Source organism: Cryobacterium frigoriphilum, assembly GCF_004403305.1.
Lineage (GTDB): Bacteria > Actinomycetota > Actinomycetes > Actinomycetales > Microbacteriaceae > Cryobacterium > Cryobacterium frigoriphilum.
This window is the reverse complement of sequence record NZ_SOHE01000069.1, coordinates 89,805-114,451: the sequence shown is the minus strand read 5'-3', so window position 1 is coordinate 114,451 and position 24,647 is coordinate 89,805. Positions and strand designations below refer to the sequence as shown.

Below are 24,647 nucleotides of genomic sequence, written 5' to 3'. Positions count from 1 at the left end.
GTCACCGACCTGAAATGAGCACTCCCATGCACACAATTCCCCACTACATCAACGGCCAGCGCGTCGACACGGCCGAGCGATTCGGCCCGGTTTTCAATCCGGCGACCGGCGTGCAAGACAAGCAGGTCGTGCTGGCGTCCCGCGCTGTTGTCGTCGACGCCATCGATGCCGCCCGGGCCGCCCTGCCCGAGTGGCGAGCCAGCACCCTCGCCAAGCGCACGGCCATCTTCTTCAAGGTGCGTGAACTGCTCGCCGAGCGCACGGACGAGCTCGCCGCGATTCTCACGAGCGAGCACGGCAAGGTACTGTCCGACGCCGCCGGTGAGATCACCCGCGGACTCGAGAACATCGAATTCGCCACGGGCCTCGCGCAGATGCTCAAGGGCGATTTCTCGCAGCAGGTCTCCCATGGAATCGACGTGCACTCGGTGCGCCAGAGCGTCGGTGTCGTCGCGTGCGTCACCCCCTTCAATTTTCCCGCCATGGTGCCGCTGTGGATGATCGGCAGCGCCCTCGCCTGCGGTAACACGGTGCTGCTCAAGCCGAGCGAGAAAGACCCGTCATCGGCCATTTTCATCGCCGAGATCTTCACGGAGGCCGGCCTGCCCGCCGGCGTTCTCAATGTGGTGCAGGGCGACAAAGAGGCCGTCGATGAGTTGCTCGATAACCCAGAGGTCAAGGCCATCAGCTTCGTCGGATCCACGCCGATCGCGAAGTCCATCTACGCCAGGGCGGCCGCGAACGGAAAGCGAGTGCAGGCCCTCGGCGGTGCCAAGAACCACATGGTGGTGCTGCCCGACGCCGACCTGGAGATGGCAGCGGATGCCGCGATCAACGCCGCATACGGCTCTGCCGGCGAACGCTGCATGGCCGTCAGCGTGCTCGTGGCGGTCGGCGGCATCGCCGACGACCTCGTGGCAGCGATCGCGAAGCGCATGAAAACCCTCCACGTCGGACCGGGAACCGACCCGTCTTCGCAGATGGGCCCGCTCATCACGGGTGAACACCGTGACCGGGTCGCGTCCTACCTTGCCGGAGCAGCGGATGCCGGCGCCACGATGGTCGTCGACGGCCGCGCCCAGAATTTCGATGGCGACGGCTTCTTTCTGGGCGTCAGCCTGATCGACCATGTCACACCCGGCATGAAGGTCTATGACGACGAAATCTTTGGCCCGGTGCTCTCGGTCGTGCGCGTAGACACGTTCGACGAGGCCGTGAAACTCGTCAACGACCACGAGTTCGGCAACGGTGTCGCGCTGTTCACGCGCGACGGCGGGGCGGCGCGGCAGTTCGAGTTCGAGATTGAGGCCGGCATGGTCGGCATCAACGTGCCGATCCCCGTGCCGGTGGGATCGTTCTCGTTCGGCGGGTGGAAGAACTCCCTCTTCGGCGACGCGCACATGTACGGGCCCGACAGCATCCGCTTCTACACGCGGGGAAAGGTCGTCACGACCCGGTGGCCCGACCCGGCCACGTCGGAGATCGACCTTGGCTTTCCGCAAATGGCCTAGCCGCCAGGTCGGCTCGCCGGCCGGGCCCGGGGCGGGCATCCGTTCTTGGGCTCAGCGACGGCCGTGCACCGGGATGCACCATGGCGACAGGTACTGTGGACACCATCGCCGTCGACCCGCACGAGGTTGACGCTTTCATCCGAGGAGAACCACATGTCGGTCGGCCTACTCGCCGTTGTCGATGACATTCTGACTGCCGCCCTCAAGGCGAGTGCCAAGACCGCGGGCGTCGTCATCGACGACGCGGCCGTCACGCCGCAGTACGTTCAGGGGCTGTCGCCGGCCCGCGAGCTGCACGTGGTCTGGCGCATCGCGCTCGGCAGCCTGTTCAACAAGTTCGTCATCATCATTCCGCTCGCACTGCTGCTGTCCGCGTTCGCGCCCTTGGTGCTGCCGTATCTGCTGATTTTCGGCGGCACCTACCTGTGCTTCGAGGGTGCGGAGAAGGTCACCGAATGGTTCGGCGTGCATCACGCCGCCGAAGAGACCGAGGCGCGCGACGAGGGCAAGCTCATTTTCGGGGCCATCCGCACCGACCTCATTCTGAGCACCGAGATCATGCTCATCGCACTGGCCAGCCTCGATCCCGACTTCGGCATCTGGATGACGCTGGGCGCGTTGGTCGTGATCGGTCTGGTCATGACCGTGATCGTTTACGGCGCCGTCGCCGTGCTGGTCAAGATCGACGATGTCGGGCTGTCACTCATGCAGAATCCGGCCCGACGGGTGCGACGCATCGGTGCCCGCATCGTGGCATCGATGCCCACCGTCTTCACGGTCATCGGCATTATCGGAACGGTCGCCATGTTGTGGGTGGGAGGCCACCTGGTGATCGCCAACCTCGCCGAGACCTTCTGGCACGGACCCTACGATCTGCTGCACGCGGTGACCCACGCGGTCGAAGCCGCCGGCCCCGTCATCGTCTGGGTCACCGACACGGCGATATCGGCCGTGTTCGGGCTGGTTCTTGGCCTGATCATTGCCGCGATCGTTCTCGGAGTATCACGTCTGCGCAGCAAGAACCAGCCCGCCGGCATCGCGCACTGACCCACGCGGCGGAGCTTGTCGACGGCGGGCCTGAGGCGTACAGTTCCACCGAGCAGCGGCGGCCACGGCTGAAATGAGCAGATCGCCGGAGCGGTAAGGCAACGAGGGCGCGATGACGTGCCCTGAAACCAACCTGTGCCAACGGCGCGCTCGGCCGCGTGGCAGCGCGAAAGCGAGAAGCCATGATCGGTCCAGTCGCTCAGATCCCCGCAGGGAACGGAATCTTGCTCGACCTCTATCTTTTGAGGTTCGGAAAGGATGGGCGTCTCGAGAGCCCCACGACCGCGAAGCTCGCCGTGGACGCCGCACGCGCAGCCAGCGATGTCTTCATTTTTTCCCACGGATGGAACAACACCTATGGGGATGCGCTGCACAATTACACCCGTTTTGCGGAAGGCTTTATCGCCCAGCGCGCGGAGTTTCAGCTCGCGGTCCCGCAGGGCTATCGTCCGGTGCTGATAGGGATTGTCTGGCCGTCCACGTGGTTTGTGCTGAACTCCGAGATGGGCCCGATCATTTCCGTTCTCGACGATTCGGTTAGCGACCACACGGGTTCCGGTGCGACCGAAGCGATGCTTTCCGAAGTGACGGACGGATGGGAGGCCGAGACCCGTGTGCACCTGCTCGACCTGGTCGACGGCGTCGACAGGCTCACCTCGGCCGAGGCTCGTGAGATGGCGGCGATCATTCTCGACCAGTGGCCCGTCGATGATGACGGCCTGTCTGCGCAGCCCGACATCGAGAACATCCTCGACGCCTGGAAGGAGATCGAGGGTGGTGAACAGTCGTCGAACGGCCTGGCGGATGCGACAGAGAGTGTCTCGTTCGACCCGCGCGGGCTTCTTCGAATGGCGAGCGTGTGGAAGATGAAGGGCCGCGCCGGCGAGGTCGGCAAGCTGGGCGTTGGTCCGTTGCTCACCCGAATCGCCAAGCCCGGGCTGCGCATCCATCTCATCGGACACTCGTTCGGGGCGCGCGTGATGCTCTCGGCGGTAGCGCACTGCCCACTTCTCGACGACCACCCGGTGCAGTCTCTGCTGCTGCTGCAACCCGCGGTCAACCGTTGGTGCTTTGCACGCGACGTGGCAACGAGCGGGAGAGCGGCCGGGTACGCGATGGTGCCTGACCGCGTCGTGCGCCCGATCATGGCAACCCGGTCGGACTTCGACCAGCCGCTGCATGACTTCTTTCATCACGCGCTGCGTGGAGACAATTTCGCGGAGTTTAATGCCGCCGTGCGGGCGGACACTGACGCGTGGGGAAACACCGACAAGTATGGAGCACTCGGTGGATATCGTCCGCACGGAATCGCCTTCACGGATGAGACGGCGAAGAAACCCGGTACCAAGTACAAACTCAACGCAGACGCACGAGTTATTTCGATCGACGGCTCAGGAGCCATCGACGGCAAGGCCGCGATTGCTGACCACGGTGATGTGAACACGCCAGTGACGTGGTGGGCGCTGCACAACCTCGCCGCGGAATGATCGGCGGTGTCGGGCTTGCGCCCCTCTGTCGCGCGCTCCGCGAACAGATCGTGATGGAGAAGCGCCTACTCCTAACCGGCTGCGGAGTGCTCGCTCAGAGCGGCGATTCGCTCCGCAATGTCCTGTCGACCGGTCTCGGCCAGCGTGAGTTCCTCGGCCGCCGACTTCACCATGCCCGTGATGAACAGTCCCGGTCCCCCGATAACGAGCGCGCCCGCGGCGCGGATAAAGTCGGTGACGTTTAATGCTTGGGTCAACTGGTAGGCGAGCCAGAACACCAGGAGCACGGCGATGAGCACAAGCGCGTTCCGCACCAGTTTCATAAACCTCCAGGTGCGGGTCGCAGAGGAAATCTTGATCTCGGCCTGCGCGAGCAGCATTGTCACGCGAGCCTCGCGGCACCCATGTCAGTCAGCTTGATGCGTCGTGGCTGGATGGCATCACGTATCACTTTGATCATTGGCTCGAAGCGCAATTCACCTTCGAGCAGGGATGACACCGCTGAAATACCTCACGCGGGAGCCACGGCTCGCTTAACCGGGACCCACCGCTCGCTACCCGTGCACAGATGAACGGGTTATCGTATCGCTAACGGCGGTAATTGATCGACCGCGCCATGTCACTGCTCGATGCTCGGCCACCACCACTGGAAAGCAAGGTCTCATGACTGTTTCACCCCTCGTCTGGGGCATGACCATCGTCGTCATCCTGGCACTGCTCGCCTTCGACTATTTCTTCCACATCCGCAAGGCCCACGTTCCCACGCTGAAGGAAGCGGCGCTCTGGTCTTCCATTTACGTCGGGCTTGCCATCGTGTTCGGAATTCTGGTTCTGATCTTCGGTGGGGGCACGATGGGGTCGGAGTACTTCGCCGGCTACATCACGGAGAAGGCGCTGTCGGTGGACAACCTGTTCGTCTTCCTGATCATCATGGCGAGCTTTCGGGTGCCCCGCGAGGACCAGCAGAAGGTGCTGCTGTTCGGAATTGTCTTCTCACTGATCGCCCGTACCGGGTTCATTTTTCTGGGCGCGGCCCTGATCAATTCCTTCGCGTGGGTGTTCTACATTTTCGGCCTGATCCTGCTGATCACGGCGGGCAATCTGCTCAAGCCCGAAGCGCATGGTGACAGCCAAGCCGACAACGTGATGATCCGTCTGGCCCGGCGACTGTTCCACACCACCGAGCACTACGACGGCGACAAACTGTTCACCATGCACAACGGCAAGAGGGCACTCACGCCCATGCTGCTGGTCATGGTGGCGATCGGCGGCACCGACATCCTCTTCGCGCTGGACTCGATACCCGCGATTTTTGGCCTGACGCAGAATGTCTACATCGTCTTCACCGCCACCGCCTTCTCGCTCATGGGCCTGCGCCAGCTGTACTTTTTGATTGACGGACTGCTGGACCGCCTCATCTACCTTTCTTACGGCCTGGCAGTCATCCTGGCCTTCATCGGTGTCAAGCTCGTGCTCCACGCTCTGCACGAGAACAACCTGCCGTTCATCAATGACGGCGAACCGGTGCCGGTCGTCGAGATCAGCACGGGCCTGTCCCTGAGCGTCATCATCGGCACGCTCATCGTGACCGTTGTGGCCTCGCTTCTGAGCAAGGCCGGCAAAGCCCAGACCGCCATCAACAACGCACGCCGCCATGCCGGCAGCTATCTGGACCTGGCCTACACGGCCGATCACGCCGAGCGCGAGCGTATCTACCAGCTGCTGGCCGACGAAGAAACTCAGATTCTGAAAATGGACCTGAAGTACCGCAACAAGGCCAAGGACGTTGACACGATCCGCGAGCAGGTAGCGGATGCCCACCGACAGCACGCAGAATATCTGGCCCGGTAAGGAGAACCGTCAATGCGCTTCGACGGCGCAATGAACAACTCGGATCTGGTGCCAGCTCCGAGCGAAAGCATCGTGGTCGGACACGATGGATCCGCGGGTGCGGACACCGCACTGGCCGTGGCACTGGAGCTTGCCGATGAGCTGTACGTCCCCATCGTTCTCGTCCGGGCTTGGTCCATCACGACCGCGCCGCGGCCATCCGTCTGGGAGTTCGGCTACGTGTCTTCACTCGAAGAGTATGAGGCCGCCGTGCACGACGAACTCGAGCAGGATTCGCGCGCCCTGATCGAGAGATTTCCTCTGGTGTCGATTTTCTACCGGCCCGTCTATGCGGCGCCCGCACAAGCGCTCATCGCCCTGTCACACGACGCCCGTTTGCTGGTCGTTGGCACGCGCGGGCGCGGTGATTTCGCGGGAATGCTGCTGGGGTCCGTGAGCAGGCAGTGCTTACGGCACGCAGCGTGCCTGGTCTTGGTGGTACCGCCACGGCCCTAATGCCTCAGACGGATGCCCAGACGGATGCTCAGAAGCCACCGAAGTACGCCGCGGGACGACCGTCAAATTCCATCATCTTGTCGCAGAAGCGACAGCCGTAGTACCTCGGCGCATCCCGTGAGTCCTGCTTGAGGACCCATCGGTGCAACCCAACCCGACAACGAAGTCGTCGCATCATCTTCTCCACCTCCTCAGAACGAGGTGACGCCGTTTCTTTTTAAGCTACGCCTGACCCAGAGCGGCAACAACCCCGAATGCTAGAACGGGTAGGGGGCAATCTCGCCTTGAATGGTCACCCACTGGGTCTCCGTAAAAGCCTCAATATTCGCGTCGTGCCCGCCGAAGCGAGCGCCCGTTCCCGAGTCGCCGACCCCGCCGAACGGCGCCTGCGCTTCGTCGTCGACGGTCTGATCGTTGACATGCAGGATGCCGCTCGGCATCCTGTCTGCGATCTCGAACGCGCGGTAGGCGTTGCCCGTCAGCAGCGACAGGGAAAGCCCGAATTTCGAGCTGTTGACGAGCTGGACGAGGTCATCGATCGTCGAGAAACTCGTGACCGGGGCGACCGGTCCAAAGATCTCCTCAGCGAACGCGCGGTGGTTCACGCTCACATCAGCCAGCACCGTGGGCCGGTAGAACAGTCCGTCGTAGGCACCGCCAGCCGTTAGCCGCGCGCCAGCCGCGACGCTGTCTGTGACGATCGAGTGAACCTTGTCGCGCTGTCCGGCGTCGATGATCGGCCCCAGAGGAGCGCCGCTGGCGGGAGCCCCGACCGGGATGTTGAGTGCCTTTTCGGTCAGCAGATCGACGTATCGGGCATAGAGGCTCTCATGAACGAGGTGGCGACCGGTCGTCATACAGACTTGCCCCTGGTGCAGGAACGAACCCCAGGCACCGGCAGATGCGGCGGCTTCCACATCGGCATCGTCCAGCACGACCAGAGCGTTGTTTCCACCGAGCTCAAGGTGCACGCGTTTGAGCAATTCGCCCCCGCGCGCGCCGATTGCGCGACCGGCCGGAGTCGAGCCGGTGAAGGAGATCACGGGCACACGGGGCTCGTCGACCAGCGCCGAGCCGACATCCGCGCCGCCGGGGACGACACTGAACAGGCCCACCGGCAACCCGGCTTGCTCGAGCACCTCGGCGAAGAACAAACCTCCCGTGATGGTCGTGCGAGGGTCGGGCTTAATGATGACGGCGTTACCCAACGCGAGGGCCGGTGCTATCGACCGGGCAGAGAGGATGGAGGGAAAGTTGAACGGTGAGATGATGCCGACCACTCCGACGGGGAGACGGCGAGCCATGCTCAGACGAGGACGCCCGGTTCGCAGAAGTTGACCGTACGGCATCAGTGCCGTGGCCGAGGCGAGGTGGAACTCCGCGGCGACGAGTCCGGCTTCAAAGCCTGCCTTGCCGCTCGCGGACCCTGCCTCATCGGACAGCCACTGGGCGAGGACGCCAACGTTCTGCTCGATGAGCATCGCGGCCCGTCGCAGCACCGCCGAGCGAACCTCCGGCGACGTCGTCGCCCAGAGCTGCTGGGCGTTGACGGCCAGATCTGCTGCCGCCGCAATGTCCGCGGCCGAGCCCGTGGCATACGCGCCGATCCGCTCACCCGACGCCGGAGAGACGACGGCTGTCGTTCCCGCGAGGCTGGTCCATCCACCCAGAAAGGTCTTGCCGTCCCATTTTGACTGTTCAAAAAACACCATTGTCATCCTTTCGAACCGGGCCGCGCGGGGCGCTAGAGCCCCAGCAACCGCACGGCGTTGTCCTTGACGATTTTCATGCGAACCGCGTCATCGAATTCGAGCAGGGCAAAATCCTTCATCCACCGGTCCGGGGAGATAAGCGGAAAGTCGGAGCCGAAGAGGACCTTGTCTTGCAGAATTGACTTGGCCTGGCGCACCAGGCTGGGGGGAAAGTACTTTGGCGACCACCCCGAGAGGTCGATCCAGACGTTCTTCTTGTGGGTTGCGACCGCCAACGCTTCGTCCTGCCAGGGCACGGACGGGTGAGCCATCACGATCTGCAATTCTGGAAAGTCGGCCGCGACCGAGTCGAGCAGCATGGGATTCGATAGTCCCAGCTTGATCCCGAATCCTCCCGGCAGCCCGGAGCCGATTCCGGTCTGGCCAGTGTGAAAGATCACGGGCAGGTTGAACGACTGTAAGACCTCATACAGGGGGTAGTGCTCTGTATCGCTCGGGTCGAAGTTCTGCACGCTCGGATGAAATTTGAAGCCGCGCACACCGAAATCGCTCACCAACCGTTGGGCTGTAGCAATCGCGGCGGATCCGTGGTGGGGGTCCACCGACCCAAACGGAATCAGAACGTCGTTGTTGCGAGCGGCACCGCGTGCGATCTCTTCGCTGCTGTTCGGCGGATGTCCGAGGTGACTCGACGCATCGACGGTGAACACCACCGCCGCCATCTTGCGTTCCCGGTACATGTCGGCGATCGCATCGAGTCCGGGCCGAGGCCCGGCAGCCTTGAAGTACTTACTGGCCGCGTCGACCAGTTGTTGCGGTAATGCGTGGTGACCATGATCATCCACTTCCACATGCACGTGGGTGTCAATTGCGACCAGCGCGTCGATGTCGAGCCGGGGTTCGTATGGCACTATTCAGCACTCCTTATGGGGTCTTTGATGCTCGGGTACGCGACTCCGGCCGCATCTTGCAAACGCTGGGCCAGCCTGCTCGCCACGCCGAGCAACGCCGGTGCGTACTGAACCAGGTCGGTCCTGAGTTCGTAGCTGACGATACCGATTGCCGCCTGAACCGTTCCGTTGACCATCACGGGGGCGGCGAGAGAGCTGGCTCCCCGCTGGTATTCCTGATGGCTGAGGCTGAAGCCGCGCTGTCGAATCTGCGCGAGTTGCCGCAGCAGGAGCCGTCGATCGGTGACGGTTTCCGGGGTGTACTGCGTGAGGGGCAGTGCGAGAATCGCCTCCGTGAAGTCCTCAGAACTGAAGGCAAGCAAAGCCTTGCCGACTCCGGAGGCGTGTAACGGTATCCGGGCACCGATACGGCTCTGCACCGGCACGGAAATTTCGGAGGTCAATTTTTCGATATAGATGGCGTTCGTGCCGTCGCACACCGCCAGCTGCACGGTTTCGCGACACTCATACTGCAGATTGAGCAGAAACGGCATGGCTGTCTCGCGTAGTCGACCATGGATGGGGGTGAGGAGGCCCATCTCCCAGAGTCTGACCCCGAGTCCATAACGCCCGGCGCTGTCGCGGTCAAGAAAGCGTCCGTCCTCGAGTTCACCGGCAAGTCGGTACACGGTTGCGACGGGAAGTCCCGCTTTGCGGGCGAGCTGGCTGAGGGAGAGAAGCGGTGTGTCGACATCGAAGGCCGCCAGCACCGCCAGAGCCCGCGCGGTGACGGACTTGGCGGAACTCTTGTACGGCTCATCACTCATGGTCGGATTCCTCTCTTGTCGAGGACAGCACGGCCGCGATGCTGCGGGCGACGCCGCGAAGCTCGGGGATCAGTCTGTCGATGGGTGGCTCGTGGCGGAGTAGAACGGATGTCTCCGACGGCGGCGTGCTGAGCGACAGCGCCATCGGTGGGCGCCCGTCAGAGTAGATGGGTACGGCGTATTCCACGTCGCCATCGTCGTCGGTTCGGCGCGCCCAGCCGCGCTCGCCGATCACGGCCAATCGCTCTTCGAGGCGGGAATACTGCGTTCGAGTCAGCGGCAGTGCGACGCGATCAGCCTGGGACATCTGCACCATGAGAATGTGCCCCACGGCCGAGTCGATCAGGGTGAGCACGGTTCCGGGTCCGGTTCTCGGGGAGCTCGCTCCATTGGCCAGTACCTCCTCAACACACAGGGCCTTCTGTCCGTTGAAGACGAACACCCTGACCATCATGTTCGTCTTGGCGGCCAGCCGAACCAACAGTGGCCGGGTGCCCATTCCGATCACGTCGTGGGTGGGTGCCAGAATGCCCAATTCCCAGATTTTGGGTCCGATTGCGTAACGTCCGCCGGTGTCCCGTTGCACTGCAGAAATGCCTTCGAGGTGGTTGAGCAGTCGAAATGTTGTCGCCAGCGGAAGGCCGCTGCGCCGGGAGATCTGCGAGAGGGTCATCGAGCGGTGCATCATGTCGAAGGACATGAGCACGGCGAACGCCCGCTCGGTGACGGACTTGCCCGGCCCTGCGGTCTGGTCGGGCACGGAGATACCGGACTGAGCCATCTCGACCTCCTCGTCGGACACCAGCGAGTCGCTGATGACCTCACCCTAGTGTCAATTTCATTTGATGAAAAGCCATTTACTGTCACCCGTTCGATTCAGGATGATGACTCGGCATCCCCCGAAGATTCTTTTCATTGAGTGAAAAGATGTCGTGCGACGGGCCGGGGAACCGTTCATACTGACATCCAGTCCCCTCGCCGGGCACCCATGGACGCAAAGGAGCAGTCATGACCACCACGGACAATGCAGTGGAAGAAAATGCAGTGGAAGAAGGTGCAGCAGCAAAACCGTCGTCGTCGGACGTCACCACACCGACGGAACGCAGCTTCCCCGATCCGTACGAGATCGAGACGCCCGAGGGGGCCGAGGGGTGGGAGGACATGTACGCCTACCACAACCGTTTTCTGCCCTCGCGTCAGGCCGAGGATTCCGCCAAGACCTGGTTTCGCAACTCCCTGCACTACCCGGAAGTCTCGTATCCGTTCGACCAGGTCACCATCGACGGGGCCTTCACCGGGACCGGGGTGACCAACACCCGCGTCTTCGCCCTGCCGCCGGCCAAGGGTTTGGACGTGCGTGTCATCAACGGCTATACCTACATGTCCACGATCGCCAGCCCCGACGCCGATGAGCAGGCTCGCCGGGCGGAGGAGTTCGGCAAACGCGCCGGCTACTACTTTCAGAACTGGGACGCCCTGTACGCCGAGTGGGAAGGCCGGGTCACGACCGCCATCCGGGCCGTGCGCGACATCGAAGTTCCACCGCTGTCGGAGTTTGAATCCTTGGAGCGTGTGACGGAAGATCGCGGGCCGACCCAGGCCAATCAGCTCCTGGTCGCGTATCACCGGTTGCTGGAACATGGCGATCAGATCTGGACCCTGCATTCAGAATTCCTGAACCTGGGTTACGCCGCGTACCTCCAATTCCTCACTCTGTGCAAGGAACACTTTCCGGAAATCGACGACCAGACCATCTCCCGCATGGTGAGCGGCGTCGACGTGCTGCTGTTTCGTCCCGATGACGAGCTGCGGGCGCTTGCGCGCCGGGCCGAGGAGCTCGGAGTCGGCGAGCTGGTGATCGCGGCCACGACCGAGGCCGAGCTGCTGAGCAACCTCGCAGACTCCGAAGCCGGCCAAACCTGGCTGAGCGCTCTGGACGTGAGCAAGGACCCGTGGTTCTCCTTCTCCTATGGGTCTGGCATGTACCACTCCCACCGGAGTTGGATCGACGATCTGCGCCTACCCATCCAGGCCATCGGCGACTACATCCACCGCCTGCGCGGTGGCGACGACCTGACCCGACCCATCGACAAGCTCCAAAAGGAACGAGACGAACTCGTCACGCACTACCGCTCGCTGCTCGACGAGGAAGACCTTCCCGCCTTCAACGAGACCCTGGCCCTGTCCCGAACGGTTTTTCCGTACGTGGAAAACCACAACTTCTATATCGAACACTGGTTCCTGACCAACTTCTGGAACAAGGCACGCGAATTCAGCAGCCTGATGCAGAAGTGGGGATTCTGGAACGACGTGGAAGACATTTTCTTTCTGCGTCGGGCCGAGGTCGAAGAAGCCATCGTCGACCTGCAGATGGCCTGGTCGGCCGGCGGCAACCCGCAGGGTGGGCATCACTGGCCCGCGATCATCACACGGCGCAAACAAATCTATGAGGCTCTCAGCAACTGGAATCCGCCGCCCGCCCTGGGTCCGGTTCCCGGTGAGGTCAACGAGCCGTTGACCATCATGCTGTGGGGCATCACGCCGGAAACCGTCGAACGCTGGCTGACCGCACAGGACGGCGGTGGCAGCCGAACCCAGCTGACGGGCTTCGCCGGCTCCCCCGGCATCGCCGAGGGTCGCGCCCGCGTCGTGCTGCGCCCCGACCAGCTCGACACCGTGCAAGACGGTGAGATCCTGGTTTCTCCGGTCACGAGCCCCAGCTGGACGCCGGTCTTCGGACGAATCCGCGCCTCGGTCAGTGACATCGGCGGCATCATGTGCCACGCCGCCATCGTGTCGCGCGAGTACGGCCTGCCGGCCGTCGTCGGTACCGGATTCGGGACCACCACCATCAAGACCGGCCAGCTGATCCGTGTCGACGGCAACGCCGGCACCGTGACGATTCTGGACGAGCCCACCGGCGTCTGACCCGACCGAGGCGCTCCCCCGCCACCACACACCTCCACAGGCCGCCGAACGGCGCGCTGCCTGTGGCCTCGACACCCACCTAGAAAGAAGAAGACCGTGGGAAAGTACACCAGAAAATTCACCGAACTCAATCGTCATGATCGTCCCCTCGTGGGCGGTAAGTGCGCCAGCCTGGGCGAAATGGTGCAGGCCGGCCTGCCCGTGCCCGACGGCTTCGCGGTCACCGTGGATGCCTATGAGGACTACCGCGACGCGTCGAACCTGCGCCAGGAACTGCTCAGGATCGTGCTGGGCGCGGACGCGCAGAACCACGCATCCCTGCAGCAGGCCCACAACGAATCCGTCGCCCTGATCCTCGGCAGCGAGCTGCCGGCCGCGATCGAGCAGGAGATCCGTACGGCCTATCTCGCACTCTCCCGCGAGACGGCGACGCGGCGGGGCACCGACGACGCCGACCGCATCCCCGTGGCCGTGCGTTCCTCGGCTACCGATGAAGACGGCGATGCGGCCAGCTTCGCCGGCCAGCAGGAGACCTACCTCTGGGTCGTCGGAGCGGATGACGTGATCGACAAGGTGCGCGAGTGCTGGGCCAGCCTGTACACCCCGCAGGCGATCGCGTACCGGTCTGAGCTGTCCGTCGCCGACGCCTCCGAGGCATCCAAGATCTCGGTAGCCGTACAGCTGATGGCCACCGCCGACGTGGCCGGTGTCACCTTCACCGTCAGCCCGCGCACCGGCGATCGATCCGTCATCGCCATCAACGCCAGCTGGGGCCTCGGCCAGTCCGTGGTGTCCGGCGAAGTCACCCCGGATGAATACTGGCTCAACAAACTGGGCCCAACCCTGACCACCACCCGCATCGCCTCCAAAGCGCACGAGTACGTGCCGGCCCCGGGCGGAACCGGTGTGCTCTTTCGTGACGTCGAAGTGGAACGGCGCGACATCGCCTGCCTCACCGAAGCAGAGGTGTTGCAGTTGGCCGAGATCGCCCTGCGAGTGGAAAAGCACTACGGCTGCCCGCAGGACATCGAGTGGGCTCTCGAGCACCACGCCGACGGTACCGCCAAGGTGATGCTGCTTCAGTCCCGGCCCGAGACGAACTGGAAGAAGCGCAAGGAAGAAAAATCCAAGAACACGACGAAGGGCACCGCGAACCTGCTGGGCTTCGTCGCCGCCGCAACGAAGGGTGACAACTGATGACTACCTCCGCGACCCCGAGCTGGCAGGACGTTCTGGACCTGGTCACGCAGCTCGATGACGGTTCCTTCGAATCAGCCACCGTCGAATTCGGCGACGTCAGCGTGCGCCTCGGGCGTTCGACCGAGGTCGTCACGCCGGCGGCATCGGCCGCGCCGGCCCTCGCTGTTCCCGTCGCTGCTCCCGCGCTGACCACCGCGCCCGCCGCAGCCGTTCCGGTCGCCATCGTTCCGGCCGCACCGGTGCAGAACGGCACGATTGTCACGGCACCCATCATCGGTGTCTTCTACCGCAGCCCCACCCCGGGCGCCGCACCCTTCATCGAGGCCGGTGCCACGGTGAGCGCCGAGACCACGATCGGAATCATCGAAGTGATGAAACTCATGAACCCGGTTGCCGCTGGCAGCGCGGGAATCCTGAGCGAATACCTGGTCGCCGACAACGCCCAGATCGAGTTCGGCCAGCCGCTCGCCGTCATCATCGAGAACACCCCCTCATGACGAGTGCACCAGCGGCGAAAATTCCCGTCGTGCTCGTCGCCAACCGCGGCGAAATCGCCGTGCGCATCATCGCGGCGGCGCGTCGCATCGGAGCCAGCCCCGTGCTGGCGGCGAGCGCTGCTGACGCCGACTCACGGGCAGCCCGTCTGGCTGACCGGGTCATCATCATCGGCCCGGCACAGGCCACGAAGTCCTACCTGCGGCCGGAATACGTGGCCGAAGCAGCCATGCACGCCGGCGCCGACGTAGTTCACGCGGGCTACGGATTTCTGAGCGAGCAACCCGAGTTGGCCGAACTGCTCGAAGCCGAGAACATCGCCTTCGCCGGCCCGCGGCCGGAAACCCTGCGCGCCGTCGGCGACAAGACCAGTGCGCGCCGAGTCGCGGTGGCCGCCGGAGTTCCCGTTGCCGTCGCCGTGGAGATCAGCGACCCCACCTCCGCAGCCGCCCTCGGCGATTCCCTGGGCTATCCGCTGCTCATCAAGGCGGTTCACGGCGGCGGCGGGCGCGGCATCCGTCTCGTGCGGAATTCGTCTGAGCTTGCCGAACTGGCCCCACAGGCCGCGGCCGAGGCGCAGGCAGCCTTCGGAAATGGCGCCCTCTACCTGGAACGTTTCTATCCCGCCGCCCGCCACGTTGAAGTGCAGGTGTTCGGCGACGGAGACGGCGGCGTGCAACTGTTCGGCGACCGCGACTGCTCGGTGCAACGCCGGCATCAGAAACTCGTCGAGGAGTGCCCGGCTCCCGGACTATCCGAGGCCCGCCGGCAGGTACTGCACGATGCCTCCCGGGCGCTCGTCAAGGCGCTGCGCTATCGTGGCGCCGGAACCGTCGAATTTCTGGTCGACACCGAGTCCGACGACGTCGTCTTTCTCGAGATGAACGCCCGTATCCAGGTGGAACACCCCGTCACGGAAGAAGCTTTCGGCATCGATCTGGTGGCCGCCCAGCTGCGCCTCGCGCTCGGCCTGGACCCGCAATTGCCCGACGTTCCCCCTGTGCCGCCGGTGGTGGCAATCGAGGTGCGGATCAACGCAGAAGACCCCGACCAGGACTTTCGGCCGAATCCTGGTCTGATCAGCCGCGTCGAGTGGCCGGTCGGTCCCGGCATCCGCGTCGATACCCACATCGAAAACGGATACCAATTTCCGCCCTTCTACGACAGCCTGATGGCCAAGCTGATCGTTCGCGCCCACAGCCGCACCGCCGCCGTCGAGGCCCTGCGCTCCGCCGCCGCAGCGGTGGTAATCGAGGGAGTCACAACCACGCTCCCCCTGCACGATTTTGTACTCTCACACCCAGATTTCATCCGCGGAGGCGTCAGCACCACGTGGTTTGCCCCCGCCTGGGAACACCGCAACGATCCGTCGTTCCACGACGCTCAGCTGAAGGAGGCCGTCTCATGACCGCAACCCCGCAGAACAACGCCAAAACCGGGCAGGATCGTGCCGCGCCTCGACAGCCGGTGCGTCTGTTGGACACCAGCCTGCGAGACGGCAACCAGAGTCTGTGGGGAGCCACCGGGCTGACCACCGGAATGGTCGAAGCGGTCGGGCCGCTGCTCGACCAGGTGGGCTACGAAGCCATCGACTTCACCAGTTCGACGAACCTGTCGATGGGCGTGAAGTGGCATCAGGAGAGCCCCTGGGAACGCATTTCGCGCATGAAAGATGTCATGCCCAATACCCCGCTCTCGGCGATTTCGACCGGAATGCGTTTCATGTCCTGGGACAAGGCCTCCGAGACCGTGATGCGCATGGCGCTGCGGTTGATGGCCAGCCACGGCCTGGGCCGGCTTCAGATTGCCGAGCCCATGAATGACGTCGAGTCCGTGCTCAGGGTGGCCGAATGGGCCAACGATGAGGGAATCACCCAGGTCGTCGCGGCCGTGACGTTCACCGAAAGCCCGGTGCACACCGACGAGAGTTACAGTCGCAACGCGCGGCTGTTCAGTGCCAGTCCCTTCATCGATTCCGTGTATCTCAAGGACCCCGGCGGATTGCTCACCATCGACCGCACCCGCCAGCTGATCCCGGGCATCCGAGCTGCCGTGGGGGCCAAATCCCTCGAACTCCACAGTCACTGCACCACCGGCGCTGCATCCCAGCTCTATCTCGCCGCAGCGGAACTCGGCGTCGACGTGCTGCACACCGGACTCGGCCCGTTGTCCAACGGGACCGCTCAACCCAGCCTGGAAAACCTCATCACCAACCTCGACGCCCTCGGCATACCGGTTCAGGTCAACCGCGACGCGGCGGCCGAGGCAGCGGACATCCTCTATGCCATTGCCGCCTCTCAGGGGCTGAAGGCCGGAGTTCCGACCGAGTATGATCTCAGTCCCCACGTGCACCAGGTACCCGGCGGCATGATGTCGACCCTGCGGCGCCAACTCGGCGAGCTGCGCATGCTCGATGACCTGCCCGCCGTCATCGAGGAGGCCGGGCGGGTGCGGGCCGACCTGGGTTACCCCATCATGGTGACCCCGTTCAGTCAGTTCGTGGGCAGCCAGGCGCTCATGAACGTGCTGGCCATCAAGGCCGGGGAAGAACGCTATAGCCGCATCCCGGATGAGGTCGTCAGATTCGTACTCGGAAACTTTGGCGCACCGGAGGGCGAGATCGCACCCGAAGTGCTGCAGAGGGTTGCCTCGCTGCCCCGCGCGAAAGAACTCGCCCAACCACCAGTAGAGCGATCCCTGGCCGATCTGCACGATGAGTACGGTAAGAAATTCGGTCGTCGCCTCAGCGAAGAGGAACTGCTGCTGCGCATGGTGCTGCCGGGCGATCAGATCGACGCCATGCTCGCCGCCGGTCCGGCGCCGAGGTGGAGCGCCACCGGAGCAACTCGTGCGGCGACCCCCGTGACGAGCGTCACGGACTTCATCGCAGCCGCCCACAAGCTGCCCAAATGGAAATACCTCGCCGTGCGTCGGGGAGCCGAGAACGTGGAATTGCGCCGCGAGCCGGCCGGAGGAGCGTCATGAATACAGCCGAAGTTCAATTACGTCTCGCGGAGGTACGCGGTGTCATGTTTGACATCGACGGATGCCTCGTGCTCTCGGACGGTCCCAGCGGCCACGGCGGCAGCGTGCTTCCCGGGGCATCGGAAGCGATCGAGCTCGTGCGTTCGTCCGGGCGCAGTCTCGCAGCGTTCACGAACGGCTCGATGCAGACATCCGCTCAGATCGCTGCGTCGCTTCGCTCAATGGGCCTGGATATCCACGACAGCGAGGTGCTGACCCCCGCGGTCGTCGCCGCGGAAACGATGCAGGAACTGTACGCAGACCTGCCGCTGCTCGTTTTCGGCGGAAGCGGAGTCGTGGATGACTTCGAACGTCGTGGCCTCAACCTCATCGACATTGACCGGGCGCTGGCTGGCGCACCCACGAACGCGGCGGCCGTCGTGATCGGCTGGGACACGGAGTTCGGCAAGGACAAAATTCAGCTTGCCGCCGAGGCTGTGCTCGCCGGTGCCAAGCTCTACTGCACCTCCGATGCCCCCTCCTTTGCGTCGAAGGAACGTCTGAATGTGGGCGTCTCGGGATTCATCACGGTCGGTCTCAGCCACGTCACCGGACGCCCGTACCGGGTTCTCGGCAAACCCTCGGAGGAAGCGATCAAGGTCGTCTCCCGCCGGTTGCAGGTGCACCCCTCTCAGATGCTCATCGTGGGCGACGACCTCACGCTTGAATGCCAGATGGCTCGCCGTGCGGGTGCACTTGGCTGTCTCGTGACGACCGGCACCCACTCGGCTGCGGATGCCGCGGCCGCACCCGCGGAGCAACGCCCCGATTTTATTGTGGACAGCATGATCGAACTGGTGCAGTGGTTCGCGATGGCATCCGCGGCCCCCGCTGCCGGGCGCAACTGACTGCTCAGGATGCGCCCGGCCAGCCCCACACCACTTCTACCCACGAAAAGGACAGCGATGTCAGTACAGAGCCCAGCAACAGCGACGGCAGCCCCCCTCACCTGGATTCCCACGGTCGAACAGCAGCACAAAACACGCCTGTGGGATTTCATGACCTGGGTCGGCGAACACCGGCAGATCGGTCTCACGACGTACCGGGAAGCCTGGCAGTGGTCCGTCGACGACCTGTCCGGATTCTGGGATGCCGTCCGCGAGTACTTCGACGTCGTGGGCGAGGGCTTCGACGGGCCCGCACTCGCGGAGGAACGGATGCCGGGCGCGGTCTGGTATCCCCGCGCGAAACTCAACTTCGCCGAAAACGTGCTGCGTCACGCCGCCAACCCCGAGCTCGCAGATTCCACCGCCATCCTGACGATCCAGGAAGATGACGCGATGACCGAACTGACCTGGCGAGAGCTGGAGTCCCGGGTGTCTTCGCTTGCCGACCACCTGCGCCGGCTGGGAATCGGCGAGGGTGACCGCGTCGCCGCCGTCTTACCCAACGTGCCCGAAGCGATCATCGGCTTGCTGGCGACGGCCTCCCTCGGCGCCATCTGGACGATTAATTCACCAGACCTGTCGGCCGCAGCCACGCTCGAGCGTCTTCGCCAGCTGCAGCCGAAACTGTTGATTGGCGTGGACGGTTACCAGTTCAACGGCAAGTACTTCGACCGCCTCGACTATCTGGCCGAGGTCGAGGCCGGCCTGCCCGAACGCACGCACACGATTCTGCTGCGCAGCCCCCACGGCACCGGCCAACTCGGGGCTGGTCGCCTCGATTTCGCGGGCCTGCTGACTGACACGGTCGAGCCCCGGTACCAGCGCGTGGCGTTCGGACATCCGCTCTGGGTGCTCTTCTCGTCCGGCACGACAGGAAAACCTAAGGGTATCGTGCACGGCCATGGCGGCATCACGCTCGAGGCTCTGAAAGGCACCGGGCTCAACCAGGACATGGGGCCGGGTGATCGCTATTACGTCGCGGCGAACACCTCGTGGATGGTCTGGAACACCCTGGTCAACAACCTCATGTCGGGGGCCTCGGTCGTCACCTATTCGGGATCCCCCATGTTTGGGCGCACGGATCGTCAGTTCGACGTGATTGCGCTGACCCGGGCGACGATGTTCGCCACCGGTGCCGCGTACCTGTCTCTGGTCGAAAAATCCGGCATCGCCCCGGTGCCCTCACGGGACCTGTCCAGACTGCGGTCGATTCTGTCGACCGGATCCCCCCTCCCCGATTCCACGTGGCTCTGGGTACATGACCACCTCAAGCGCGACGTTCATTTGGGCTCCGATAGCGGTGGTACCGACATCTGCAGTGGTTTCATCGGGTCGAACCCGCTGGAACCGGTGCGTCTGGGCGAGCTTCAGGGCCCGCTTCTGGGTGTTGCGGTCGAAGCGTGGTCGGAATCTGGGCAACGGGTCGTCGGTGAACTGGGCGAGATGGTTATTCGCCGCCCCATGCCGTCGATGCCCGTATTCTTCTGGGGTGACGGCGACGGCTCCCGCTACCGAAGTTCCTATTTTGAGACGTTTCCGAACGTCTGGGTGCAGGGCGACTGGATCACAGAGACACCGACCGGTGGGTTCGCCGTGCATGGCCGGTCAGACGCCACACTGAACCGCGGCGGGGTGCGCCTCGGCAGCGCAGACATCTACGCGGCACTCCAGCACGTGCCCGAGGTCAAGGAATCCCTGGTCATCGGGCTTGAGCAAGCGGATGGTGGCTACTACCTGCCGCTGTTCGTCGTGCTTGATGCGGGGAGCGAGCTAACCGACGAGCTCACGGCCACCATAAGCAGCACCATCCGGCGGCTGACCTCGGCCCGACACGTGCCGGATGAGATCGTTCAGGCGCCGGCGGTACCCGTCACCCACGCCTCGAAGAAGATCGAGGTGCCGATCAAGAAGCTGTTCACGGGCCACAGCCCCGAGACGGCCATCAACCGCGGCTCTCTAGCCAATCCCGATGCCGTCGACTGGTTCATCGACCGGGCCCGGAACTACCTGGCCCAGCAGCAGCAGCAGTAGCAGTAGCAGTAGCAGACGCACAGCACGACAACACAGAGAACACGACAACACAGAGAAGGGGATGCGATCCAACAGATCACATCCCCTTCTCTCTGTTGTCGCCCGGCGTGACTTGCCCGTGCGGTACGGCTCGGTCGACCGCTTACCGCGTCAGGTATCCGCCATCAACGGGAAAATAGCCGCCGTTGACGAAGGACGCGCGATCACTGCTCAACCAGGAGACCAGCTCGGCGACCTCCTTCGGTTCGCCCATCCGCCCGGCGGGATGCAGGGCCACCAGACCACGCCGGGACACCTCGTCGAGTTGATTCTCCAGACCCGTCGTGATGAATGCCGGGCCCACGCTCACCGCGCGAATGCCCTGTGCCGCGTATTCCAGCGCCACACTCTTCGTGAGTCCGACGACGCCGTGCTTGGCGGCGATATAGGGGCCGACGCCCGTGAAGGCGACCTGGCCCAGAATGCTCGAGATGTTCACGATGGCCTGCAGGCGATGTCGAGTCTGCCCCAGTGGTCCAGAGCGGCGGCGACCAGACTCTCGTTGTCACCGAGGGAGCTCACATCGGCATGCTGGTAGACCGCAGTCCCACCCTCCGCCCGGATCAGGTCGACGGTTGCCGCTCCCCCCTCGTCGTCGATATCGGAAGCGAGGACCCGGGCCCCCTCGGCCGCATGCCTCAGGGCGATGGCACGACGGATCCCTGCCCCCGCCCCCGTGACGAGCGCTGTTTTGCCTTCCAAGAGCAGCAGAGTTCCTTTCAGACGTTGATCGTGCGTGAGGTCTCGGCATCGACCACCGCTGACGATGGCGGGCTGTTCTCACTGCTGTACGACTGGGCATTCGACGTCGCCCCGCCATCAATGGACAGGATGGCGCCGACGACAAAGGATGACCGGGACGATGCCAGCCAGAGAACGGCATCCGCTACCTCGTCGGCCGTTCCGAAACGGTGCAGTGGCTGGGGTGCCAGCAGGGAATCCCGAGCCTGCTGGGGAAGGTCGGTGATCATCGGCGTCTCAATGGCTCCGGGTGCGACGGCATTGATGCGTATATTCTGATTCGCATATTCGCCGGCCGCAGTCTTGGTCAAACCGACAACCGCGTGCTTGGCCGCGACGTAGGGACCCGCGAGGGGCGTGCCCACCAGACCGGCCTCCGACGCCGTGTTCACGATTGCTCCGCCACCCTGCTTCTGCATCTGTAGGATCTCGTATTTCATGGCCAGCCAAACCCCTTTGAGGTCGACCGCGATGATCTGGTCGAAATCGGCCTCGTCAATCTCCGCCGTGAATCCAACCTTGAGAATGCCCGCGTTGTTGTGCGCGAAATCAAGGGATCCGTAGGTTTCGACCACCGCGTTGACGAGTGCCTCGACGTCTGCGGCTCGAGTGACATCGGTCGGCACGAAGATGGCCGAACCGCCGCTGCTGGTGATGAGGCGCACCGTCTCCTCGGCCTGCGGCCGGAGCGCTTCGAGGTCGGCGACGACGACGCTGCCCCCCTCCCGGGCGAAAGCGAGCGCGGTTGCGCGACCGATTCCCCCGGCCGCACCCGATACCAGGCCGGCCTTGCCGTCAAAATCTCCCATTGTGTCCCGCTTCCTCATACGTCGGCATTGCTCAGAACTTTCGTCGGAATGTGGTCGGCAATGGGCACGATGCGGTGGCCGACCGGGAACAGGGAGATGTTGAACCGCTCATGGATGGCGCCCCAGATGCCCTTCGGAAGGAAGAGCGTGACCAGGATGGCCAGTAGGCCGAGAACAACCAAATACCACAACCCCAGCTGGCTGAAGTAGAAATCCATCACGAAGTAGATGACGGCTCCGACGATCGGGCCTTCGATGGTGCCGATGCCGCCGATCAGGACCATGAAGATCATGAACGCCGAATAGCTCACGCTGAAGATCTGGTTCGGGGAGGCAACCCCGATGGCCTGGATACAGATGACGGAACCGGCCAGTGATGCGCCCATGGCCGCGATCGTGAAGACGATACGCTTCGTGCGGCTGACGTTGATTCCCAGCGCGCGCGCCGCCACCTCGTTGTCACGGATGCTCTGCAGGGCGATTCCCATGCGGCTGCGCAGCAGATAGAAGGTGACGATGAGTGCGAGAGCCAGGATGCCCAGGGCCAGCCAGTACGTGAACAGGTTGCGAAAAACAGGGTCGCCGGTATAGGTCGAGATGCTGCGCCCGCGACCGGCACCGAGTTCATCGAAGCGGATGATGATCTGCCGCACGGCCTCCGCGATCACCCACGTTCCGATGGCGAAGTACCCGCCGCGAAGCCGGAAGGCGACAAAGGACAGCGGCAGCGCAATCGCACCGACGGCGATCGACGCGATGAGAGCGCTGCTGTAGGCGTCGAATCCCAGGTCGTTGAAGACGAAGACCCCGTAGGCACCGAGGCCGATGTAGGCCTGCTGCCCCACGGAGACCATTCCGGCGTACCCGGCGAGCAGGTTCCACATGGTGGCGAGGGTGATCAGGTAGAACAGTTTGATCCAGGAACTGGTGATAGCGGGGTCGAGCAGATACGGCGCAGCGGCGAGCGCGACGAAGATGGCGGCGGAGACACCCCCCGCCATGAGCGCTCGCTTCTGGTACCGGTCGACGCGAAAGGATGCAGCGGTGAGAGTAGTCATTATGCGGCCACCTTGCTTCGGACGATGCCGGTCGGACGGAAGACGAGAATGGCGAGGAACACCAGGTTCCCCACCAGGAGTGGAAGGTCGGGGCTGATCTGCCCGGCCAGTGAGTGCGCGACACCGAGCACGATGCCGCCGGCGAGGGTCCCCCAGAGCGATCCGAGTCCGCCGATGATCACGGCCTCGAAGGCGAACAGCACGGTGAGCTGGCCGTCGAACGGCGTCACTCCCCCCTGGCGGATGCCGAAGAAGACCCCGGCCAGCGCCGCGATACCGAAGGCGATGGCCATCGCGAAGGCATAGACCTTGCGGTAATCGATACCCATCAGGCGCAGGGTGTCCGAGTCGTCGGCGGCAGCGCGCATGTAGCGCCCCATTTTGGTACGGGCGAGGAAGAGTTGCATGCCCGCGATGAGGACGACGGCGACAACCAGCGTGAGCAACGGCAGCACACCGACCGTGATGCCATCGACGATGGTGATGCTCTGCACGGCCAGGTCCCCTGTGGGGAGGGGCTTTTTATTGTTGGAGAAGACCTCGACGAGCGCGTTCGGAATCATGATCGCGAGACCGAAGGTGACCAGGAGCGGCGACAGCTCACTGAGGCGCAGAGCACGCTGGAGCATGAGCCTTTGAACCCAGTAGCCGACCACGCCCATGGCCGGCACCACGATCAGCAGGCTCATCCAGACGTTGAGCCCGAGGGCCGACAATGACAGGTAGGCCAGATAGGCGCCGAGCGTCATGATCTCGCCGTGGGCGAGGTTCACCACGCGCAGGACACCGAAGGCGATGGAGAGTCCCAGTGCTGCCATGGCGAAGAGGCCACCCAGCAGAATTCCCTGGATCAGTGCGTTGAGAAAAATCATGCCTGCAGGCCTTCCTCGGTTGTCAATTCAGGGTTGGAGAATGAGCTGATCGAATGTCCGAAATATGCGTCGGTGATCTGCTCGTGTGAAAGATCGCCGGCTGCCCCCTGCAGAACGACGTGGCCTTCCAACAGACATATGATTCGATCGGCCACGGCGACGGTGCGCGAGAGGTCCTGTTCGACCAGAATGATGCCGAGGCCGCTCTGGCGAACAACAGCCAGGGACTCGTAGAGCTCGTCGATGATGATCGGTGCCAGGCCGAGAGAGACCTCGTCGAGCAGCAGCACCTCCGGGTTGGACATCAGTGCCCGTCCGATCGAGACCGCCTGCTGTTGACCGCCCGAGAGTCGTGAAGCGTTTCGTTTCAGGAGCGGCTTGAGCATGGGGAGCGTGTCGACGACGCGGTCGGCTGTCCACTCGCCGACCCGGCCGGACCCCGCTCCAACCATCAGGTTCTCCAGCACGGTCAGGCTGGCGAACAGCCGGCGGCCTTCGGGCACGAGCGAGATGCCCAGCCGGTTACGTTCAAAATCAGTCAGGGGTGAGATATCGACGTCCTTCAGCCACACGGATCCTGAAGTGGGCTTGTGCGCTCCGGCGAGCACCCGCAGAAGCGTCGATTTGCCGGCACCGTTCGCGCCGACCAGGGCCAGGAGCTCACCGGGCGCGAGGGTGAGAACGATGTCGCTCACCGCCCGGGAATCTCCGTAGCCGGCGCTGACCAGTTGTGCGCTGAGGAG

General features: G+C 63.8%; 22 protein-coding genes and 1 pseudogene. 12 read left to right on the top strand and 11 right to left on the bottom strand.

What is annotated here, in order from left to right; all coding sequences use genetic code 11:
- The first annotated feature begins 26 nt into the window (after window positions 1-26).
- The 3 genes from E3T55_RS16445 to E3T55_RS16435 all read left to right on the top strand — a co-directional run bounded on the left by E3T55_RS16445 (window position 27) and on the right by E3T55_RS16435 (window position 4,045).
- Window positions 27-1,511 (top strand): CoA-acylating methylmalonate-semialdehyde dehydrogenase, encoded by a 1,485-nt coding sequence (locus E3T55_RS16445; RefSeq protein WP_134520635.1) that lies wholly within the window; start codon window positions 27-29, stop codon window positions 1,509-1,511.
- Window positions 1,512-1,664: 153 nt separating this feature from the next.
- Window positions 1,665-2,558: a DUF808 domain-containing protein gene (locus E3T55_RS16440; RefSeq protein ID WP_134520634.1), complete on the top strand. Its 894-nt coding sequence runs from the start codon at window positions 1,665-1,667 to the stop codon at window positions 2,556-2,558.
- Window positions 2,559-2,782: 224 nt separating this feature from the next.
- Window positions 2,783-4,045 (top strand): alpha/beta hydrolase, encoded by a 1,263-nt coding sequence (locus tag E3T55_RS16435; protein WP_134520633.1) that lies wholly within the window; start codon window positions 2,783-2,785, stop codon window positions 4,043-4,045.
- 71 nt (window positions 4,046-4,116) lie between these two features.
- On the opposite strand, the gene E3T55_RS16430 is transcribed toward E3T55_RS16435, so the two are convergent.
- Window positions 4,117-4,431 (bottom strand): hypothetical protein, encoded by a 315-nt coding sequence (locus tag E3T55_RS16430; protein WP_134520632.1) that lies wholly within the window; start codon window positions 4,429-4,431, stop codon window positions 4,117-4,119.
- Window positions 4,432-4,708: 277 nt separating this feature from the next.
- Here E3T55_RS16430 and E3T55_RS16425 point away from each other — a divergent pair, with 277 nt between their 5' ends.
- Complete coding sequence (locus E3T55_RS16425; RefSeq protein WP_134520631.1) at window positions 4,709-5,896, top strand: TerC family protein; 1,188 nt, start codon at window positions 4,709-4,711, stop codon at window positions 5,894-5,896.
- Between the two features lie 12 nt (window positions 5,897-5,908).
- Complete coding sequence (locus E3T55_RS16420; protein WP_198418589.1) at window positions 5,909-6,391, top strand: universal stress protein; 483 nt, start codon at window positions 5,909-5,911, stop codon at window positions 6,389-6,391.
- A 257-nt stretch (window positions 6,392-6,648) separates the two neighbouring features.
- Here E3T55_RS16420 and E3T55_RS16415 read toward each other — a convergent pair whose 3' ends face one another.
- From E3T55_RS16415 to E3T55_RS16400, 4 genes are read right to left on the bottom strand one after another with little or no spacing between them, the layout of a single operon-like run.
- Window positions 6,649-8,103: an aldehyde dehydrogenase family protein gene (locus E3T55_RS16415; RefSeq protein ID WP_134520630.1), complete on the bottom strand. Its 1,455-nt coding sequence runs from the start codon at window positions 8,101-8,103 to the stop codon at window positions 6,649-6,651.
- A 32-nt stretch (window positions 8,104-8,135) separates the two neighbouring features.
- On the bottom strand, window positions 8,136-9,017 hold the full coding sequence (locus E3T55_RS16410) for an amidohydrolase family protein (protein ID WP_134520629.1): 882 nt from the start codon (window positions 9,015-9,017) through the stop codon (window positions 8,136-8,138).
- Window positions 9,014-9,820 (bottom strand): IclR family transcriptional regulator, encoded by an 807-nt coding sequence (locus tag E3T55_RS16405; RefSeq protein ID WP_134520628.1) that lies wholly within the window; start codon window positions 9,818-9,820, stop codon window positions 9,014-9,016. The genes E3T55_RS16410 and E3T55_RS16405 overlap by 4 nt, the downstream gene beginning before the upstream one ends.
- Complete coding sequence (locus E3T55_RS16400; protein WP_134520627.1) at window positions 9,813-10,601, bottom strand: IclR family transcriptional regulator; 789 nt, start codon at window positions 10,599-10,601, stop codon at window positions 9,813-9,815. The genes E3T55_RS16405 and E3T55_RS16400 overlap by 8 nt, the downstream gene beginning before the upstream one ends.
- A 227-nt stretch (window positions 10,602-10,828) precedes the next feature.
- Here E3T55_RS16400 and E3T55_RS16395 point away from each other — a divergent pair, with 227 nt between their 5' ends.
- The 7 genes from E3T55_RS16395 to E3T55_RS16365 all read left to right on the top strand — a co-directional run bounded on the left by E3T55_RS16395 (window position 10,829) and on the right by E3T55_RS16365 (window position 20,385).
- Window positions 10,829-12,748: a PEP-utilizing enzyme gene (locus tag E3T55_RS16395; protein WP_134520626.1), complete on the top strand. Its 1,920-nt coding sequence runs from the start codon at window positions 10,829-10,831 to the stop codon at window positions 12,746-12,748.
- A gap of 96 nt (window positions 12,749-12,844) precedes the next feature.
- A complete protein-coding gene (locus tag E3T55_RS16390; protein ID WP_134520625.1) occupies window positions 12,845-13,945 on the top strand; it encodes a PEP/pyruvate-binding domain-containing protein in 1,101 nt (366 codons plus the stop codon).
- Entirely contained in the window at window positions 13,945-14,445 is a 501-nt protein-coding gene (locus tag E3T55_RS16385) for an acetyl-CoA carboxylase biotin carboxyl carrier protein (RefSeq protein WP_134520624.1), read from the top strand. Before E3T55_RS16390 ends, E3T55_RS16385 begins: the two co-directional genes overlap by 1 nt.
- Window positions 14,442-15,851 carry an ATP-binding protein gene (locus tag E3T55_RS16380; RefSeq protein WP_134520623.1) on the top strand — a complete coding sequence of 470 codons (1,410 nt, stop codon included), beginning with the start codon at window positions 14,442-14,444 and terminating at the stop codon, window positions 15,849-15,851. The genes E3T55_RS16385 and E3T55_RS16380 overlap by 4 nt, the downstream gene beginning before the upstream one ends.
- Complete coding sequence (locus tag E3T55_RS16375; RefSeq protein WP_134520622.1) at window positions 15,848-17,428, top strand: biotin carboxyl carrier protein; 1,581 nt, start codon at window positions 15,848-15,850, stop codon at window positions 17,426-17,428. The genes E3T55_RS16380 and E3T55_RS16375 overlap by 4 nt, the downstream gene beginning before the upstream one ends.
- The gene (locus tag E3T55_RS16370) at window positions 17,425-18,315 is read left to right on the top strand and encodes an HAD-IIA family hydrolase (RefSeq protein ID WP_166791815.1); all 891 of its coding nucleotides are present in this window, start codon (window positions 17,425-17,427) and stop codon (window positions 18,313-18,315) included. The genes E3T55_RS16375 and E3T55_RS16370 overlap by 4 nt, the downstream gene beginning before the upstream one ends.
- A gap of 57 nt (window positions 18,316-18,372) precedes the next feature.
- The gene (locus E3T55_RS16365; RefSeq protein ID WP_134520620.1) at window positions 18,373-20,385 is read left to right on the top strand and encodes an acetoacetate--CoA ligase; all 2,013 of its coding nucleotides are present in this window, start codon (window positions 18,373-18,375) and stop codon (window positions 20,383-20,385) included.
- Between the two features lie 142 nt (window positions 20,386-20,527).
- Here E3T55_RS16365 and E3T55_RS20965 read toward each other — a convergent pair whose 3' ends face one another.
- The 6 genes and pseudogenes from E3T55_RS20965 to E3T55_RS16340 all read right to left on the bottom strand — a co-directional run.
- On the bottom strand, window positions 20,528-20,863 hold the full coding sequence (locus E3T55_RS20965) for an SDR family NAD(P)-dependent oxidoreductase (protein WP_255455405.1): 336 nt from the start codon (window positions 20,861-20,863) through the stop codon (window positions 20,528-20,530).
- The gene (locus tag E3T55_RS20960) at window positions 20,860-21,126 is read right to left on the bottom strand and encodes an SDR family NAD(P)-dependent oxidoreductase (protein ID WP_255455404.1); all 267 of its coding nucleotides are present in this window, start codon (window positions 21,124-21,126) and stop codon (window positions 20,860-20,862) included. The genes E3T55_RS20965 and E3T55_RS20960 overlap by 4 nt, the downstream gene beginning before the upstream one ends.
- A gap of 17 nt (window positions 21,127-21,143) precedes the next feature.
- Entirely contained in the window at window positions 21,144-21,974 is an 831-nt protein-coding gene (locus E3T55_RS16355) for a glucose 1-dehydrogenase (RefSeq protein ID WP_198418588.1), read from the bottom strand.
- A gap of 14 nt (window positions 21,975-21,988) precedes the next feature.
- Window positions 21,989-23,032 carry a branched-chain amino acid ABC transporter permease gene (locus E3T55_RS16350; RefSeq protein ID WP_134520618.1) on the bottom strand — a complete coding sequence of 348 codons (1,044 nt, stop codon included), beginning with the start codon at window positions 23,030-23,032 and terminating at the stop codon, window positions 21,989-21,991.
- Window positions 23,032-23,904, bottom strand: a complete 873-nt coding sequence (locus tag E3T55_RS16345) for a branched-chain amino acid ABC transporter permease (RefSeq protein ID WP_134520617.1) — start codon at window positions 23,902-23,904, stop codon at window positions 23,032-23,034. The genes E3T55_RS16350 and E3T55_RS16345 overlap by 1 nt, the downstream gene beginning before the upstream one ends.
- Window positions 23,901-24,584: pseudogene (locus E3T55_RS16340) on the bottom strand (ABC transporter ATP-binding protein); the annotation flags it as partial. The gene E3T55_RS16345 and the pseudogene E3T55_RS16340, both read right to left, overlap by 4 nt.
- Window positions 24,585-24,647: the final 63 nt, after the last annotated feature.